We start from the raw sequence: 17,501 nt of genomic DNA on the forward strand, positions 1-17,501 counted from the left end.
AATTCACGAAACGGAGTAATGAAAATGTCGAAACCAGTCATTGGTTTCATCGGTCTCGGACTGATGGGCGGAAACATGGTAGAGAATCTGCAGAAGCGCGGCTTTGAAGTTGTGGTGATGGACCTCGACAAGGATGCTGTTCAAGCTGTACTGGCTCGAGGAAATGCATCGGAAGCGAAAACACCCAAAGAGCTCGCGGAAAGAAGCGATGTCGTGGAATTGTGTGTGACAACTTCCGAAGTGGTCGAGCACCTTGTCTATGGCGAGGATGGAATTCTGGCAGGGATCAAAGAAGGATCCGTCCTGATAGACTTCGGAACGTCGATCCCCGCTTCCACGAAAAAGATCGGTACCGACTTGTCCGCGAAGGGCGTTGGCATGATCGATGCTCCACTTGGGCGCACACCCACGCATGCAAAGGACGGTCTGCTGAACATCATGGCCGGCGGTGACAGGGCTACATTCGAAAAATACGAGTCTCTTCTCAAGGAGCAGGGTGAGAATGTCTTCTATCTGGGCCCGCTTGGAGCCGGACACACCACGAAACTCATCAACAACTTCATGGGCATGACGACCGTATGCGCCATGTCTCAGGCATTCGCGGCGGCCGAACTGGCTGGTGTCGATCGAGGTCAGCTTTTCGACATCATGTCATCAGGTCCGTCCAATTCTCCGTTCATGAAGTTCTGCAAGAACTACGCGGTGGACGGCGTCAGTGATCTCGGCTTTTCCATCAACAATGCAAACAAGGACCTGCGGTACTTCAACCAGATGATCTCCGATCTGGGATCGCGCTCACTGATCGCCGAAGGGACATCCGCCAACCTCCAGGCAGCGGTCGAGGCTGGCAAGGGTACTGGAAATGTGCCTGAGATTTTTGACTACTTCGTCGACCTCAAAAAATAGCCACTCCGTCCTCGTGCTGTCAAAGGTGTCCTCATGACAAAGACCATCGTAACGCTGGGCGAGCTGATGATGCGCCTGAAACCGCCTGGCAAGCTTCGCCTGCGGCAGGCCCAATCCCTCGAGCTTTGTCACGGGGGAGCCGAGGCCAATGTCGCTTGCTCACTTGCATCGTTTGGCATCGCCAGCCGTTTTGTTTCTGCGTTGCCTGACACAGAACTCGGCACTCAGGCTCTGATGGCCTTGCGGTCTTTCGGGGTAGACACACGCTTCGTCGCCAGAATGACCGGACGAATGGGCCTGTATTTCATGGAGGAAGGTGCAGACTATCGATCAGGGTGCGTGATTTACGATCGTGACAACACCCCGTTCTCCCAGTTGAATTCAAAGGATATCGACTGGGACCAGGTGCTTGAAGGTGCGCACTGGTTTCACATCAGTGGCATCACACCAGCGATCTCGGAGGACACAAAACAATTGGCCATTGATGCAGTGTCACAGGCCCGCGAGCGCGGTGTGCACGTTTCCATTGATCTCAATCATCGCGAACGACTGTGGGACTATGGTGTCAGCGCCTCCGAGATCATGCCTTCGCTTGTGGAGAAAGCCGACACACTGATCGCGGGGAGAGGAGATTGCCCGGCCTGTCTCGGTATTGAAGGTGATGGCGAAAGCGGCTCGGATGTTTGGGCGACATCGCTGAGCGACAAGGTCCTGACATCATTCCCGAATCTCGCGCGCTTTGCCCTGACCATACGTTCATCTTCGTCGGCGGACGAACATCAATGGCGAGCCTTCGTCGGGTCGAGATCCGAGACCGCATTCTCGCGGACATATACGATGAGCCATGTGGTCGACAGAGTTGGCACAGGAGACGCCTTCTGTGCTGGACTGATTTACGCCCTTATGGACAACCAAACGCTGCAAGAGGCGGTCAATTTCGGAGCGGCTGCCAACAGTTTGAAACACTCGGTAGCTGGTGACACGAACCAGGTCTCCGCACAGGAAGTATCAGACTTGGCGCAGTCGAACGCGTTCGGACGTTTGCGCCGATAGGGTTCGATCGATATCGCCGCACTGGTTCCAACGCCGTCTACTTCTCCGTAGTTCGAGTCAGATGGCACACTAATCCGAAGTTAGACAATTCCGCACGCATCCACCCATGACAGCTTGTGAAGTTCCGAGTACGGTTCCCAGTGTGATGGCTTGGGACCACTTCTCCCAATCAGGACCGAAGAAGTTCGCCCCCTGTCTGCGCGCTTCCGAATTACCGCCAGCGCGCGATTATCCATTCGATTTCTGACCGGATCGCCAGTATGTTGTCGCTCTCACCAGGTGTCGATGTATCGGCGCGCCTGAGTGTGACCGCGCCCAGGGGGCCTCATCTTCAATCCCCGCATCAACCAGGCCCTTGTATCGGCCGGATCGATGACCGCATCTATCTCAAGATATTGCGCAACCGCTGTCGCTCGCCCGACATCATACAATTGAGCCACTTTCCTGGCATACAACTCATCCCGCTCGACGGGGTCGGGAATGGCCTCCAATTCCTTGCGATAGGCCAGTTTCACTGCACCTTCCAGGCCCATACCTCCGAATTCACCACTCGGCCAGCTGATTGTCATGGCCGTGCTATGAAAGCCTCCTGACGCCATTGCCTGCGCGCCGAGACCGTACCCCTTGCGGAGCACAATTGTGTAGACCGGCACGCGCAGCGCAGCAGACACGATGAACATTCTCGCGCCATGACGCACCGAAGCTGTCTTCTCGGATTCCGGCCCGACCATGAATCCCGGCGTGTCGCACAGGGAGACAATCGGCAAATTGTAGGCATCACATATTTGCATGAAATGCGCGGCCTTGTCCGCCGCCTCGGAATCGATGGCTCCGCCCAGCCATTTGGGATCGTTTGCCATCAAGCCAATCGCCCGGCCTTCAATACGCGCAAAGGCGGTCACAATGCCCACACCGAATTCCCGGCGCAGTTCAACGACCGACCCTTCATCCGTTAACAGATCGATGACCTTTCGGATATCGTAGACCCTCAGCCGGTCCTCCGGAATCGCATGGCGCAGCAATCGCTGGTCCGGCGCTTTCCACTCCGGCACATCGCCTTGGAAGAAGCCGAGGATCTGGCGCGTCTTCGCCACCGCTTCGGCCTCATCCTCTACGGCCAGGTCCACAACGCCATTGGCGGTCTGCACATCAATCGGCCCGATATCCTCGGGCTTGAACCGACCCAGCCCGCCTCCCTCGATCATGGCGGGCCCGCCGAGACCAATATTGGCGTTTTTCGTCGCGATCGTGAGGTCGCAACACCCATACAGAACGGCGTTGCCCGCAAAGCAGCGCCCTGCGGCAATCCCGATCCGCGGTTGGCGCCCACTCAGGGCGGCAAAACTGCGAAACGTGGTCACGTCGAGCCCCGAGGCTGTCACCGCATCGACATCGCCGGGGCGTCCTCCCCCCCCTTCGGCAAAGAGCACGATCGGCAGGTCCTGATCATGTGCCAGTTCGACCAGTCGGTCTGTTTTCTTGTGGTTGAGATAGCCCTGCGTGCCTGCCAGCACGGTGTAATCATAAGAGATGCCCATGCACCGCGTAAGCTCCGGGCCGAACACGTGATTGTTGACCTCGCCAACGCCGCCAATCAGGCCGTCAGCAGGCGTGTTCTTCATCAGGTCGTCCAGGCTGCGGCGGCGACGCTGCGCTGCGATCGCCAGCCCGCCATATTCATGGAACGTGCCCGCATCGAACAGATCATCCAGATTCTCGCGCGCCGTGCGCATGCCGGTCTTTCGGCGCCTCTGCACCGCGTCGGGACGTGCCGCGTCCAGCGTCAATCCGATCCGTTCCTGCACATGCGCCAGATCCTCGCGGATATGATCCGGATCAATTTCGGCGTCCTGTGCCTCGGCATCGGCCTCGACCTCGGCCGGTTCGACAAACAGGACCGGCGCGTCTTCCGACAAGACGGCCCCCGCCTCCAGAAGGACCTGCCGGACGATTCCGCTGCCGGTGGCCTCGACGACGTGCTGCATCTTCATCGCTTCGACCAGGGCTACCGGCTTGCCCGGCCATACTTTGTCACCCTCAGCCACATCCACGCGGACAACCAGACCGGACAGCGTCGCCCTGACCGCCACCTGGCCGGGAGGCGGCAGGTTCGCTGCAGGGCGCATGGCGGACGCTCCGGCCTCACTCCCAAGAGACGTCTGCGCCAATTCAGCGAAACTGTCCGCGACCGCTTTCAGCCTGTCGCGCTCACGTTCCACAAATTGCGTATCCAGCTGACCGGACAGCAGTTCCGGCTGTTCCAGCAATGCCAGCATGTCCACCTTGTTGGTTGGCACTCCGGTAATGCCGAACTCGTTCAGTGCCCGTCGGGCCCGCCGGCCGGCACCGTCCAGATCCGGCCCCCGAACGATCAGCTTTGCTAGCAGGGAATCAAATGCCGGGCTCAACGCCATGCCGGAATAGGCGAATGTATCGACGCGCACGCCTGCACCGCCGGGTGGGGTGAAGGTATGCACCGTGCCACCGGAGGGACGGATGTCGCCGTCCGGCGTCATTGTCTCAGCATTGATGCGCACCTGAATGGCTGCGCCCCGGATCCCCGGCAGCGGACGGCATCCTGCATCCTCCAGCGTGGCACCCGAGGCGAGCAGGATCTGGGCCTGAACGAGGTCGACGCCCGTTATTTCTTCCGTAATCGTATGTTCGACCTGCAGGCGGGGATTGGCTTCCATGAAGAGAATTGCCCGATCTGGGTCTGTTTCCTCGAGATTGTAGAGAAACTCCACCGTACCGACATTGTCGTAGCCGGCCTCCCTGGCGAGCCGAACGGAGGCCTCATGCATCGCGGCGCGGATCTCATCCGGCAGATCGGGAGCCGGCGCTATTTCGATCAATTTCTGGCGACGACGCTGCGCGCTGCAATCCCGGTCTCCCAGCGCCACGACATCGCCATGCGTGTCCCCCACGACCTGCACTTCTATGTGGCGGGCACGCTGCACCAATTGTTCGAGATAGAGTTCCCCGGACCCGAAAGCGAGTTCCGCCTCGGCCCGGCAAATCCCGAATGCCTGTTCCAGCTCTGTCAGGGACCGGGCCGGGCGCATGCCCCGGCCTCCCCCGCCTGCAATGGATTTGACCATTACCGCCGCTTGCGTCCCAAGGGATCTGAAGAATGCCTTGGCTTCCTCCAGCGTGACAGCTCCCTCTGTTCCCTGAGGGATCGGCACATCACATTTTCGGGCAATCTGCCGGGCTTCGCCCTTGTCCCCGAAAACGCTCAGGGCGTGAACATTGGGGCCGATAAAGTGGATACCGGCCTCTGCACAATCCGCGGCAAAGCCGCCATTCTCACTGAGAAATCCATAGCCGGGATGAATGGCATCACACCCCTGCTGTGCCGCGATGGCGAGGATGTTGCCACCATCCAGATAAGCAGACGGTCCCGACCCGCCCAGGGCCACCGCTGTGTCGCCAGCCCTTGCATGAGCTGACGCAGCATCGTCCCCGGAATAAATGGTGACGCTTGGCACACCCAGTTCAGCCGCAGCGCGTGCAACACGCACAGCGACTTCTCCCCGGTTGGCGATCAGGATTTTCTTGAACATGTCTGCCTCCTCAAGCCCCGGATGAACCGGCTACCACGTCACCCGAAGGGTGGCGCCATATGTCCGCGGTTCAATGCCATAGCCCTGCACCGTCCCCGGCTGGAGCGTGCCGGCGCCCGTCATTGCCCAGGCATTCTCATCCGTCAGGTTCCGGCCCCAGACTTCAAGCGTCCATGATTCCGACTGGCTGCCCAGACCGACCCGGCCATTGAACGTGGCATAGGCCTCCTGCTCATGGGTCGGACCGACAGACGCCGAGAAGCTTACATTGGACTTCGATTGCCAGCGCGCATCAAGATACGCAAAACTGCGCAATGAGGTGCCGGGAAGGTCACGGTCGTAATTCGCCGAGCTGACCAGAGTCCATTTCGGCGCGTTGAAATTGCCGCGGTCCTCCAGATAGGACAGGGAGGCCGGGAAGGCCTCCTCCCCGAAATCCGCATCCTGATAGGTCGCGGCGAAATTCATGGACAGGTTTTCACTCGGGCTGAACGCCGTTTCAACCTCAACACCCTGGCTGGTCAGCTGCGGCAGGTTTGCCACGACACGCTGGGTCTCGCCACTGGCTGAAGCCTGCACATAGCTGAACTGATAGTCCGTCAGCTCCGTATAGAACAGCGCCAGATTTGCACGCACCAGGCCGTCCAGGAACACGCCTTTCAGGCCAAGTTCATATGCATCGGCAAATTCTGGATCAAACTCCAGCTGGTCACCGCTCGGATTCGGAATAATCAGACCGCCCCGGTCAAACTGATACCCGCCGGATTTATAGCCCCGGCTATAGGATGCATACGTGCTCAAATCCCGATTGACGCGGTACAGCGCCGACAGGACCCCGGAAAACTCCTCTTCAGACCGGTTGTCGGTGTAGCGGCCATCCCGGCGAGTGTCGAAATTTGGAATGCAGACCAGGCCGCGCAATCCGGCCGGTGTGGTTGAGAGCCCGTCACCGCCCGAGGCAATGGCCGCTTCGCAAGCCGGATTGTCCGAGGTCAGATCGGCATCAAGGGATTTCTCGTCCACTGTGAACCGCAAGCCGCCGGTCAGGGAGAGTTTCTCGCTCACCTGGTAGGTGTTGTGCGTGAACAGCGCCACGCTTTCACCATCCTGCTTGAACACGTCATATGCGCCGCCGCCTTCCGGGAACACACTGCCGGCAGGCAGGCCCGTGACCGCCGAAAACAATGTGTCGGACCCGACAAGCAGGCCTAGCCAGGTTTCGAGATCTGCGCCGAACGTGTAGCTGTCCCGGCTTTCAATCTTGTCATTGGCGTAGAAAATTCCCACCAGATAGTCGAGATCCCCGGCCACCCCCTGATAGCGTACTTCCTGGCTGAAACTTTCAAACACTTCGCCATCGCGGTCATCGTACAAGAGGTCTACAGGTCCGGCGTCCGGGTCGAAGGAACGATCCGCATCGAATTTTCGCCAGGCCGTTATTGATGTCAGCGTGCCCGGGCCGACCTCCCAGTTCACTTCCGCTGAAATCCCGCGATCCAGAACCGTCTGACCCCAGTCACGACCATCAGTCGGCGTCGTGTAATAATCTTTGATGTCTTCTTGCGCCGTCGGGACGGGCCCGAACTGGCCCAACAGGGTTTCAGCTGCGGGCGTGATGCTGCGATAGATCAGGAAGTTGCTGCCATCCTCGGACTTGTCGGTATAGTCTGCTATCAGACGAACATCGACCGTATCGCTGGCTTCCCAGTATAGCTGACCACGCGCCTGCACTCGTTCCCGCGCGCCGAACGCCTCGCCCGTGAATTCACTCTCGGTATAGCCGTCCCGGTCCATTGTCATGATATCGAGCCGTCCCCCGAGCGTGTCGGTCAATGGCCCCTCAATCGTGCCGTCAAACCGCGTAAGCCCCAAGTTTCCGGCTGTGACAGCCGCGCTTCCTTCGAACACGTCAGACGGCTTGGCGGTCACGACGTTGAGAACACCTGCAGTTGTGTTCTTTCCGAACAATGTGCCTTGCGGTCCACGCAGAAGCTCAACACGTTCCACGCCCGGCATGTCGTTCAGGGCGAGATTGGACCGGCTTCGATAGACGCCGTCGACATAGACTCCTGTGGCCGATTCAAGGCCCGGATTCGATCCACTTGTTCCTATACCGCGTACACGGATCACAGCCCCGTAGGATTCGCCGATCGTATTCGTGATGTCCAGGCTTGGCGCGATGCTGGTAAGCTGCTTGACATCCGAAATACCGGACCGCTCCATCTGCTCGGCGCCGATATTGGACACAGCGACCGGAACTTCCAGAATGTCCTGTGTCCGGCGCGTTGCCGTGACGGTCACAGCGCCCAGTCGCCGCGCCTCATCAGGCGCCTGCGAAGAGTCAGGGGCCGTTTCGACCTGCCCGCTTTCCGATACCTGCGCCTGCGCCAGACCCGCCGGCACCAGCAATGCTCCTGCACACACACTTGTCAGCAATACTCTCATAGCACTTCCTCCTTTGGCGTCTCCAGGACGCTCGTTGTTTGAGTTTTTGTCAGGGGTGGTTACAGCGCATCCAGAAGCGCGTTGCGTTTCACCTTGCCCGTATCGGTCAGCGGCATCTGGGCAATGAAGCGGATTTCCGGCACCTTGTAGCTGGCCATGTTCTCGCGGCACCAGGCTGACAAGCCTTCCGCCGTGACGGGCCCGGGGGCGTCGTCATCGATCTGCACGAAGGCGACCGGAACCTGGCCCTTGCGGTCATCGGGACGCCCCACCACTCCGCATACGGCAACGGCGGGATGGCGGCTGATCGAGATTTCCAGTTCTGTCGGGAACACGCTCATGCCGTTGACCTTCAGCATTTCCTTGCGGCGTCCACGGAAATAGATGCCGCCCCGCTCATCGATCACGCCGGTGTCGCCGGTATGCAGCCACCCATCGCGTATGGGGCTGTCATCTGCCTGCCCGCGCACGCCCCAATAGCCTTTCATGAGCGACGGGGTGCGCATCAGGATCTCGCCCGGCTCACCATGTGCGACCGGCCGTCCGGTTTCCGGGTCCACGATGATGAATTCAGCGCCCGGGCATGGAAGCCCCACAAAGAGTGGCTCCCCGGTGATGTCGGCATCATCGGCCTGCAAACCCGTCGTGAATGTATCCAGCGTGTTTGTCTCGGTCATGCCGAATGAGGATTCCCGAAGCACGGCACCCGTCAGCGCTTTCCAGCGCCGGCGATAGTCGGGGTTCAGAATTTTCACAAACGACGTGACGACCGTCTCCCGCAGGGAACGCAGATCGAACTCCCCGACATCGGGATGATCCATGATTTCAACAGCGCCATCGGTCAGCGCGCCCATGCCGGTCACTCCGGCCTGGTCAATCGCCGCCATGACCGCGGATGCATCCCATCTGGAGAGCAGGACAAGCCGGCAGCCCGAAACGAGGGGCAACAGGATTCCGGCCACCTCACCGGCAATCCAGAATTGGGGAAGATAGGAAAGAACGACATCCGTTTCCGAGGCCGGCAGGCAGAATGTCGCCGCGCACGCTCCCGTGTAAATCATGTCACCATGTGTGTGCAGGCACCCTTTCGGCAGCCCTGTCGTGCCCCCGGTATAATTGATCGCGGCGATCTGGTTCCACGACACCTCGGCCATTGCCGACTCATCGACGGGGGTCGAGATGGCGGAGGAGAATGGAATCACTCCGTGAACATCGACGGGCTCATCAAGCGCGCCGGCCGGGACGGGATACGCCGGATCGGCTGGAAGGAATTCGCGCAATGCGGTACTGACAATTGTCAGGGCGTTGTCACGATCGACCTCTTTCACAAGCGGGGCAAGCTTGTCCAGCGCCACAACCAGGCTGGCACCGGAATCCTCTAGATAATGCGATAGCTCCCGCCCCGTGACCATGGGATTGACGGGGACGAGTATCGCGCCCCGCTTCAGAATGCCGAAGAAGGTGATGGAGAATTGCGGGCAATTCGGCATGAACACGGCGACCCGATCCCCCGGGCCCACATCCCGCGTCGCAAGAAAGGAGGCGAAGGCGTCGGACAGGCGATCGAGGTCGGCCCAGCTGACAGGGTATCCATAGAAATCGATTGCGGTTTCATCGCCCTTGCGGTCTGACCAGGCTCGCAGATAATCCGGGACGCAAATCTGACCGAACGGATATACCGGGTCCCGCGGCATGTCTTCCGGCCACGCCGCCGCGATACGTTGTTTCAGATCCGCGAGATATGCCTCTCGATCCGTCTCGACCGACGCATCCATGATGCCTCCAATTCCATCCACTTTGACGAACAATTTTTATTATTTTGAAGGACAATTTCAGCCCGATGTGCATATTGTCAATCAAAATATCGGTATTTTGAGGCTTTTCGAATTCAATTGATTTTTTTGTTCAACAATTCTACACATTGTTCTGCAAAATGGTACAATTTGGCGACGCGCCGAGATCAACACGGGACAATCCAAGAGCATGACCAAGCCCCCCGCCTCCGCCGCCCGCTCGGTGCCGGAATCAATCGCTGCCACCCTGGCCAGCGAAATCGCCGCCGAACACCTGAAGCCCGGCGAGCGGCTGACCGAAATGAAGCTCGCCACCCGGTTCGAAGCCAGTCGGGGATCCGTACGCGATGCGCTGCGCTTGCTGGAACAACGCAATTTGATTGAAATGAATCCCAATCGCGGCGCGGTCGTGATCGGTATTCCGCTGGAAATCATCGCCGATAATTTTGCTGTCACATCCACACTCATCGGACTGGCCTGCCGCTATGTCATACAGCAAGCGCGACCGGACATCATTCATGAGGTGGAGGCCCGCCATGATGAGATTGTGCGATTGGCGAAGTCTGGGTTCACCCCACCGATCGAGTTTGCCTCCGCATTGGGACGTTTTTTCTCGATCATGATCACATCCAGCGGCAACCGGACAGCACGCGGCATGATCTCCACGATCCTGACGGAGGCATCCTGGGAGGCGATGTGGGAAATCCCCTGCGACCATCTTACGCTGGACCGTCAGCGCGAGGTTGCCCGAATGGTGCAGGCGGTATGGAACAGAATTGAAATTCGCGACAGCGATGGCGCAGAGCGGGAAATCCGCCTGTTTCATGAGAGCCATCGCGACGCCGTCCTGAAACAATTATCCATTCGTCGCAAACAGTCGATCGACCCGGCGAGACTGGTCACATTTGCGCAGGCGGATACGCAAACCGGTCAGACACCCGACCTCGAAAGCCGTCTGGACCGCCTTGAGCAGCTTGTCTCACGCCTGTCGCAGCCGACCGCCTGAGCCGGTCAGGCCGGTCGCGCATCCGCGCCGTACAGATCGGCATAGTCAGCGTCATACGCCGCATAGGTCTCCTTGAGCGTGGCCTGATTGAGCAACATGCTGGCCACCAGCTTGTTGTCCGATGCCCGGAAAGCTCGCGTTTTGACCCAGAAGCTTTCCGTGCGCCGGCTCCCGCTCAATGCCACCAATTCGCGCTCGACCTCATAGGCTTCACCAACGAACAACGGTCCATCCATCAGCCGGATTTCCTGGTCGGCAAACAGACCGACCACGGGCTCGCGCACGGGAAAATGCTCTGTTCGGGCCGTGTACTGCAGAAGTACGCTCAACATTTCAAATGGGATGATGGCCCTTCCCCACGGCGTGCCATCGCCCTGATACCATGGAGACGGCTCTGTAATCACCTTCAGTTTCTGCTCCAGGGAGAACGGATACAAGTCTCCCATATGCTGATCGAATGCCATGCTCACGGGCACACGGCCGGTGGTCATCCCCACTTTCAGGTCTGCCATAATGACCGGCCGTTCGAGAGGGGCAAGAGACTGAAGCCGGGTTTCCAGGGCAGTTGCGACCGGCCCTTCGCCAATGGATGCAGATCCTCGGAGGACTTCCACCCCATCCTCCTTCTCGGCCCAGATTTCGGCATTGTTTTCGTCCGGCGTTCGCTTCAGACAGGCCCGGATCTTTTCGCCTTCGAAGGCAGGATTGCGGTAATGAACCGACAGGCATCCCTGCGCCAGGAATCTGTCCCCCCAAACAGCATGGCCGAGCGGCGAGAACTGGCTGAAATGGGTCGGCCCTTCGATGGTCCCGCCCTGGAAGCCAAGCTTCTGCGCCGTGGCATCATCATGAATGGAGGCATGATCATCATAGGTCTGATCGCCAAGCATTTGTCGCGGCGATCGCCAGGGTCCCATGAGCACACCATCGACCTCGGTGATGTCTGCAGAAAATGGCGTCTTGTCGGTCACAAGCTTGATCCTCCCTATCAGTCGATTGATCGACATATTTCCAATATTGTTTGACAATCTGTTCGTCACGCCCTCAAGTGTCAACAATAATTAAACTTGCCCGTCATCAGATTGATCGGTGCGCATGACAAGCATCCCGAGATTGTCCTGCAATTTTCTGGTCTTTGCCATGAGCACAGAATGTCGAGCAGGTGACGCCAGACAGACGGCTCCAATGAAGAGCCTTGCGGAGGATCCACCATGCCACCCGTCGAACACGTTCCCGCTCCCCCGAAACCCGGATTTCGGGCCTGGTGGACCGTCGGATTGCTCTGCGGTCTCTATATCATCTCCTACATCGACCGGATCATTCCCAGCCTCCTGGTTGGACCGTTGAAGCAGGATTTCAATGTCAATGACTTCGAAATCGGCTTGCTGTTTGGTGGCGCCTTCGCGATATTCTACGGATTGCTCGGACTGCCTTTGGCGCGCGTCGCAGACACCCGCAATCGCAAGCACCTTGTTCTCGCAGGCGTTGCCCTGTGGGGATTGTGCACAACGTTTTCCGGAATTGCGACCTCCTACGGGATTCTCGTCAGTCTACGGATTGGACTCGCGATCGGAGAAGCTGCTCTGTCCCCGGCAGCCTACTCGATGATCGGGGACATGTTCCCGCCCGAGCGCCGCGCCTTGCCAGCCGGCATCTATGCTGCTGCCGGCAGTATGGGCGGATATGGATCCTACATTGTCGGCGCAGCGGTCATCACAGCCCTGTCATCGGGCGGGCTGGCAGACCTTCCGTTTCTTGCAGGTTTCAAGCTCTGGCAGCTGGTCTTTTTTACGGTGGGCGTGCCGGGACTGCTGCTATGTGCGGTATTCTTTCTCACAACCCGGGAGCCGGGGCGTCATTCAGCCGAGACGTCGACCACGCAGCCACTCGCTGAAGTGATCGCATATTTCCGGCATCGATGGCAGTTGTATCTTGGTCTGTTTCTGGGCGCAGGCGGGGTCAATCTGATCGTGTTCGCGTACGGCGCATGGGCACCTGAGCTTTTCAGGCGCACCTATGGCTGGACCATCAGCCAGGCCGGGTTTGCCTTCGGGGCGACCGGCATCATCGCAGCCGCCGCAGGCACAATATCCTTCACCATGCTGGCAGAATTCCTTCGAAAGCGGGGACGGCGCGATGGACTCGTGCTTGCCGCACTGCTTGCCTCATTGACTGGTTGCACAGCGGCCATTGCCGCGCCGCTGGCACCCGAGGCGTCGCAGGCGCTTGTCGGCATTGCCATCATGATCTTCGCCCTGTCGGGCTGCAGCAATCTGGCCGTCGTGTCGGTCCAATTCATCGCGCCTGGCGAAATACGGGCGACGGCCATTGCGCTCCTCTTCATGTGCACGACCATGATCGGTCTTGGGCTCGGCCCCCCCGTCGTCGCCATGCTCTCCGAAGGCGTGTTCTCCGGAACCGGCGGACTTGCACCCGCCCTCTCCCTGCTCGCGGGCGTGACGCTGCCTCTGTCTGCCGGCCTGGTCATGTGGTCACGCCAGCCTTACATCCAGCAGGTTTCCAGGCCGGAACAATGAGTCAGGATACGCGGCTCTGGTTACCAGCTTCGCACAGGCTCAGGAACTTGCTCCGTTTACAAATGATCGATTGATTCTCGCAACGGATTCCAGAAGTTTCGGAACCAGCTGACTGCGCATTTCATCCACACTGAACCGGACAGACGGACAACACGCATTCAGCGCAGCAATGACGCGATTGTTCACATCGCGTATTGGCACTGAAAGTGATCGGACACCCGGCTCCAATTCTTCATCGACGAGGGAGTATCCAAGTTGCCGCGTCTCATGGATAATCTCCCGCAGTTTGACTTTTGACACCACCGTCTTTGATTGGAATTGCTGCAGATCTACGCGCGCAAGATATTGCTCGAGCGCTTCTTCTGGCTCGTATGCAAGCAGCACGCGACCGGTAGAGACAGCATAGGCCGGCAAGCGCTTTCCGATATTGTAACTGACCGACATCACCCGGTCCGGCGTGGACCTTGCAAGATAGGTGACATCATCCCCGGTCAGCACTGCCGCAAAGATGGATTCCTGAGTGGATTGCGTCAGCTCATTCATGACTGGCTGCACCACATCCAGAATCCCGACTGATGATAGTGCGGAGTATCCGAGTTGCAGCACTTTGGGGCGAAGCGAGAATACCCGGTCCGTTTTCTCCGCATACCCCTCCTTTACAAGCGTCAGCAATATCCGCCGCGCTGAGGCCCGCGTCATGCCGGTCGCGTTCGCCACATCGCTGAGAGTCATCTTAGGGGTGTAACGCGTGAAGGCGCAGATTACGTCCAGGCCCCGCGCAAGGGTCGCCACATAGTCGCGGTCACTATCCTCGACATGCTCTTCCATATTTTCCGGCACGATGCCTCCCTCCCCACCTGAACCCGATGGCAAATTTTTGTTGGCGCGCAGCGAAGGTTACGCCTCAACAGTTAAAGACTAAAATATGTCACTGATATTGCAAACAATTCTGCCGCATCAGATGCGATTTGTGCGCGCCGGATTTAATACCTTCCCGATTTGGCTCAGAGCTGGAACCAGGACGCGATGAAGGTGAGGGCCCGAACATCGCGCCCTCACCCGATTCAATTCAGTCCGCCGCCAGCATCAGAATTTGACGTTCACGCCGGCGAAAATGTATCGGCCAAGTGCGTCATAGGCCTGCGGGAATGTATTTCCGTTGCCAAACGAACCGCCAGCTGAGCCGACATTCGTGCTGACCGGCGGGTTCTTGTCGAACACATTGTTCACACCAAACCGCACTCCGACACCATCCCGAACAGTCGCCCGGAGGGAAAGGTCGAGATAATCACGCGCGTCCAATACCGTGTTGGCATTGCTCGCAGTCGATCCGATAAGGTCGACCGATCCGATGTGTCGCCAGGTTGCACGAGCGGTCAGATCGCCCCACGGTGTCGTCCATGTCACCGGGATATTGTGCCGGTATTCCGGCTTGGACGTGCCGCAAGATGCATTGGTGGACGCAAAATACCCCGCACATTCAATGATATCCAGGCCCGGCAGCGGCTCCTTGTCGAGCGCGTGCAGGAAGGTTGCCAGATAATCCACACGCAGCGACCCGTACGATCCGATGTCGAAGGCATAGTTCGCGGAGACATCAATCCCGGACGTTTCCAGCGAGCCCGTATTGAGTTTCGTGGCAATCACGAACGCATCCTCACTCGCCCAGAGCTCACCATTCGAGCCCCGATTGATAAGGCCACAGAAGAATTCATCTGCGGTCGTGAGACACTGATTGAGCGCCTGCTCCTCAGGGACGCTCCCGATGAAGTCTTCAACCTTGATGCTGAAATAGTCGACAGACACGTTCAGCCCGGGAATGAAGCCGGGAGATGCGACCATACCGATCGTGTAAGTATCCGAGCTTTCCACATCGAGATCCGGATTGCCGCCGCTGATATTCCGGAACTGGGCCGCAGGGTTATCAGCTATGTTGCCATATTGGGCGGCGGTAACGCCTGTGCGCGCGCATTCTTCAAACGTACGCGCCGGGTTGGCGCCTGCGCAAGGATCATACAAGCCATTCGCATTCACCGGTAGCGTAAACTCGAATGGCGATTGCGGCGCATAGAGTTCAATCGGATTCGGCGAGCGGGTCGCGCGCTGATACTGCGCCCGGAAGCGATAATCGGAAACCGGCGCGTAAGTCAGACCCAGCGCGTAAGTGCTTTGGGTTCCCGTCGTTTCATAATAATCAGAGAAACGATACGCACCATTGATCGCAAGCTCCTCGATTCCGGGACGGCTTTCGACCAGTGGCACCTGCACTTCGGTGAAGAACTCGTAAACGCTGATACCACCCTCGACGTCAGCGCGGGCTGTGCCGAGCTTGCCTTCGCGGGTCAGGGCGTCATTGGTCTGCACGAGATACTCATCACGGTATTCTGCGCCGAATACGGTTTGAATCCCTGTTTCCGCCCAAGGCATCACTAGGCCATACTCGGTCAGATCACCTGTCAGCACGGCGCTGTAGATCTCTTGGGTCACCTCGCCTTCCCGGAACCCCGGGGTCTGAACGTAATCCAGTGCTTCCTGGGTTACGCCGCCAAGCTCAAACACATTGTACGGGACACAGCTCGGATCGGTTCCATCAATGGCCACCTGACAGGCTGGCGCTCCGGTATCCGGATCAATCCTGACTTCCAGCGCATTCGCAACCTTGTCCAGATTGAAGAAATTTGCCGCGCTGTCGGAGTACATGACTTTCGAGTACTGCCCATACACATCGTATGACCAGGCACTGCCCAGATCTCCGCGGAATCCTCCAAGCACTTTGAAGGATGTGTGCTCGGTTTCGTTCTGACGACCCCCTCCCTCGACATTGCGGCGGCCGATCTGAAGGGGGGCGACACGATCTTCGAGGTCAGCGGCCGTCGGGCTGTACCCATTATTCAGGCAGATCACCTGGACCATCTCGTCCGTCAGGAACGGATTGTCGCAATTGATTGTCTTGGTCTGAAAGAAGTTCCCAGCCGGTGCAATTTGCGCCGTCGTGAGATCATTCGTGAAAGCGAATGATCCGTAAAGCTCAACCGCATCGGTGAGGTCATAGTGCCCCATCGCGCCAAATGAAAATCGTTCATTGGGGCGAATAAAGTGATTCAATGGCGCGTAGTTGTAGGTATCCGTGTCCGGATTGTAATCCCGAATGCCGCCCCCTTCGGCGAGCGTGAAGGAGAATGGGACGTCCCCGCCCCCGAAGCTTGTGAACTGCCCTGGATTGGTGGTGCCTGAGCCACCGCAGGTAAACGTGTCGTTGCTGTAGCCCAAAGCACACGCACTGCTGACGCGCTCTCCCTGCAGGACTTCATTCTGCTTCTTCCAATTGAAGTAGCCAGTAATGTTGCCGCGACCGTCATCGCCATTCAAACCAAATACAAGATTCACATCAATGGACTCACCATCCATTGTTGACCCCGGAATCGGCTGGTCATAAGCGCGCAGCGTCTGTTCTATCCGATTGTTGCTGTTCGCAGTCTGGAAGGCGCCAATTTGCACATCGGCCATCACTCCCTCGAAATCATCCTTCATGATGAAGTTCACAACGCCGGCAACAGCATCCGCGCCATAAACCGCCGAAGCACCACCTGTCAGCACTTCAACGCGCTCTACCAGCATCGATGGTATCTGATTCAAATCTGCCGGAGCAGACACTGGAGAGCCATATGGCATGCGGCGTCCATCCACGAGCACGAGGGTCCGCTCAGCGCCCAGACCGCGCAAGTCGACATTGGCCGTTCCAGCCGCTTCATTGGCGCGCCCTGCGCCTTCTGATGGCGAGACTTGCGGAAGCGTGTTGAGCATGTCCTCAACACGCACCGTGCCGCGCGCCTGGATCTGGTCGGCCCCAACCGTGGTGACCGGGCTCGGAGACACGAGATTTGCGTTCTTGATGCGAGAGCCGGTAACGATGATCGTCTGCTCGACCTTGCTCGCCTCAGCCTCGGCTTCTACTCGCTCGACTCCCTCCTGAGCGAAGGCCTGCATAGACCCCGTCGCCAGGACCACGGCGATGGGAGCAGAAGCCGCCCCGAGAAAAACTTGTCGCTTGAAGTGCGCTTTCTTATCACGCGAATTCTGATTAAGTTTATTGAACATGATGACCCCCATAGTCTTCACTTGTGTGCGTTTTACGAACTTTGTGCGTTATGCGTATTTTCAGTTCGAGGTCACGTTCACATCAATGTCACAGGTC

The 17,501-nt window shown here is 58.4% G+C and carries 10 protein-coding genes; 4 read left to right on the forward strand and 6 right to left on the reverse strand.

The window, feature by feature from the left end:
- Nucleotides 1-24 precede the first annotated feature (24 nt).
- Both HF931_RS14500 and HF931_RS14505 read left to right on the forward strand, forming a co-directional pair.
- The gene (locus HF931_RS14500; protein ID WP_273240660.1) at nt 25-906 is read left to right on the forward strand and encodes an NAD(P)-dependent oxidoreductase; all 882 of its coding nucleotides are present in this window, start codon (nt 25-27) and stop codon (nt 904-906) included.
- A gap of 33 nt (nt 907-939) precedes the next feature.
- Nucleotides 940-1,959, forward strand: coding sequence for a sugar kinase (locus tag HF931_RS14505; RefSeq protein WP_273240662.1), 1,020 nt, complete (start codon nt 940-942; stop codon nt 1,957-1,959).
- Nucleotides 1,960-2,231: 272 nt separating this feature from the next.
- Here HF931_RS14505 and HF931_RS14510 read toward each other — a convergent pair whose 3' ends face one another.
- From HF931_RS14510 to HF931_RS14520, 3 genes are read right to left on the reverse strand one after another with little or no spacing between them, the layout of a single operon-like run.
- Nucleotides 2,232-5,525 (reverse strand): carboxyl transferase domain-containing protein, encoded by a 3,294-nt coding sequence (locus HF931_RS14510; RefSeq protein WP_273240664.1) that lies wholly within the window; start codon nt 5,523-5,525, stop codon nt 2,232-2,234.
- A gap of 30 nt (nt 5,526-5,555) precedes the next feature.
- On the reverse strand, nt 5,556-7,970 hold the full coding sequence (locus tag HF931_RS14515) for a TonB-dependent receptor (protein WP_273240666.1): 2,415 nt from the start codon (nt 7,968-7,970) through the stop codon (nt 5,556-5,558).
- Nucleotides 7,971-8,029: 59 nt separating this feature from the next.
- Entirely contained in the window at nt 8,030-9,745 is a 1,716-nt protein-coding gene (locus HF931_RS14520) for an AMP-binding protein (protein WP_273240668.1), read from the reverse strand.
- Between the two features lie 208 nt (nt 9,746-9,953).
- Between HF931_RS14520 and HF931_RS14525 the strand changes: the two genes are divergently transcribed.
- Nucleotides 9,954-10,769 (forward strand): GntR family transcriptional regulator, encoded by an 816-nt coding sequence (locus HF931_RS14525; RefSeq protein WP_273240670.1) that lies wholly within the window; start codon nt 9,954-9,956, stop codon nt 10,767-10,769.
- Between the two features lie 5 nt (nt 10,770-10,774).
- Here HF931_RS14525 and HF931_RS14530 read toward each other — a convergent pair whose 3' ends face one another.
- Nucleotides 10,775-11,776, reverse strand: a complete 1,002-nt coding sequence (locus HF931_RS14530) for a hypothetical protein (RefSeq protein WP_420537714.1) — start codon at nt 11,774-11,776, stop codon at nt 10,775-10,777.
- Nucleotides 11,777-11,980: 204 nt separating this feature from the next.
- Between HF931_RS14530 and HF931_RS14535 the strand changes: the two genes are divergently transcribed.
- The gene (locus HF931_RS14535) at nt 11,981-13,306 is read left to right on the forward strand and encodes an MFS transporter (RefSeq protein WP_273240674.1); all 1,326 of its coding nucleotides are present in this window, start codon (nt 11,981-11,983) and stop codon (nt 13,304-13,306) included.
- A 39-nt stretch (nt 13,307-13,345) separates the two neighbouring features.
- On the opposite strand, the gene HF931_RS14540 is transcribed toward HF931_RS14535, so the two are convergent.
- Nucleotides 13,346-14,146, reverse strand: coding sequence for an IclR family transcriptional regulator domain-containing protein (locus tag HF931_RS14540; RefSeq protein ID WP_273011057.1), 801 nt, complete (start codon nt 14,144-14,146; stop codon nt 13,346-13,348).
- A gap of 246 nt (nt 14,147-14,392) precedes the next feature.
- Complete coding sequence (locus HF931_RS14545) at nt 14,393-17,404, reverse strand: TonB-dependent receptor domain-containing protein (RefSeq protein ID WP_273240676.1); 3,012 nt, start codon at nt 17,402-17,404, stop codon at nt 14,393-14,395.
- Nucleotides 17,405-17,501 lie beyond the last annotated feature (97 nt).

The sequence above is a fragment of the Hyphomonas atlantica corrig. genome (assembly GCF_017795365.1).
Lineage (GTDB): Bacteria > Pseudomonadota > Alphaproteobacteria > Caulobacterales > Hyphomonadaceae > Hyphomonas > Hyphomonas atlantica.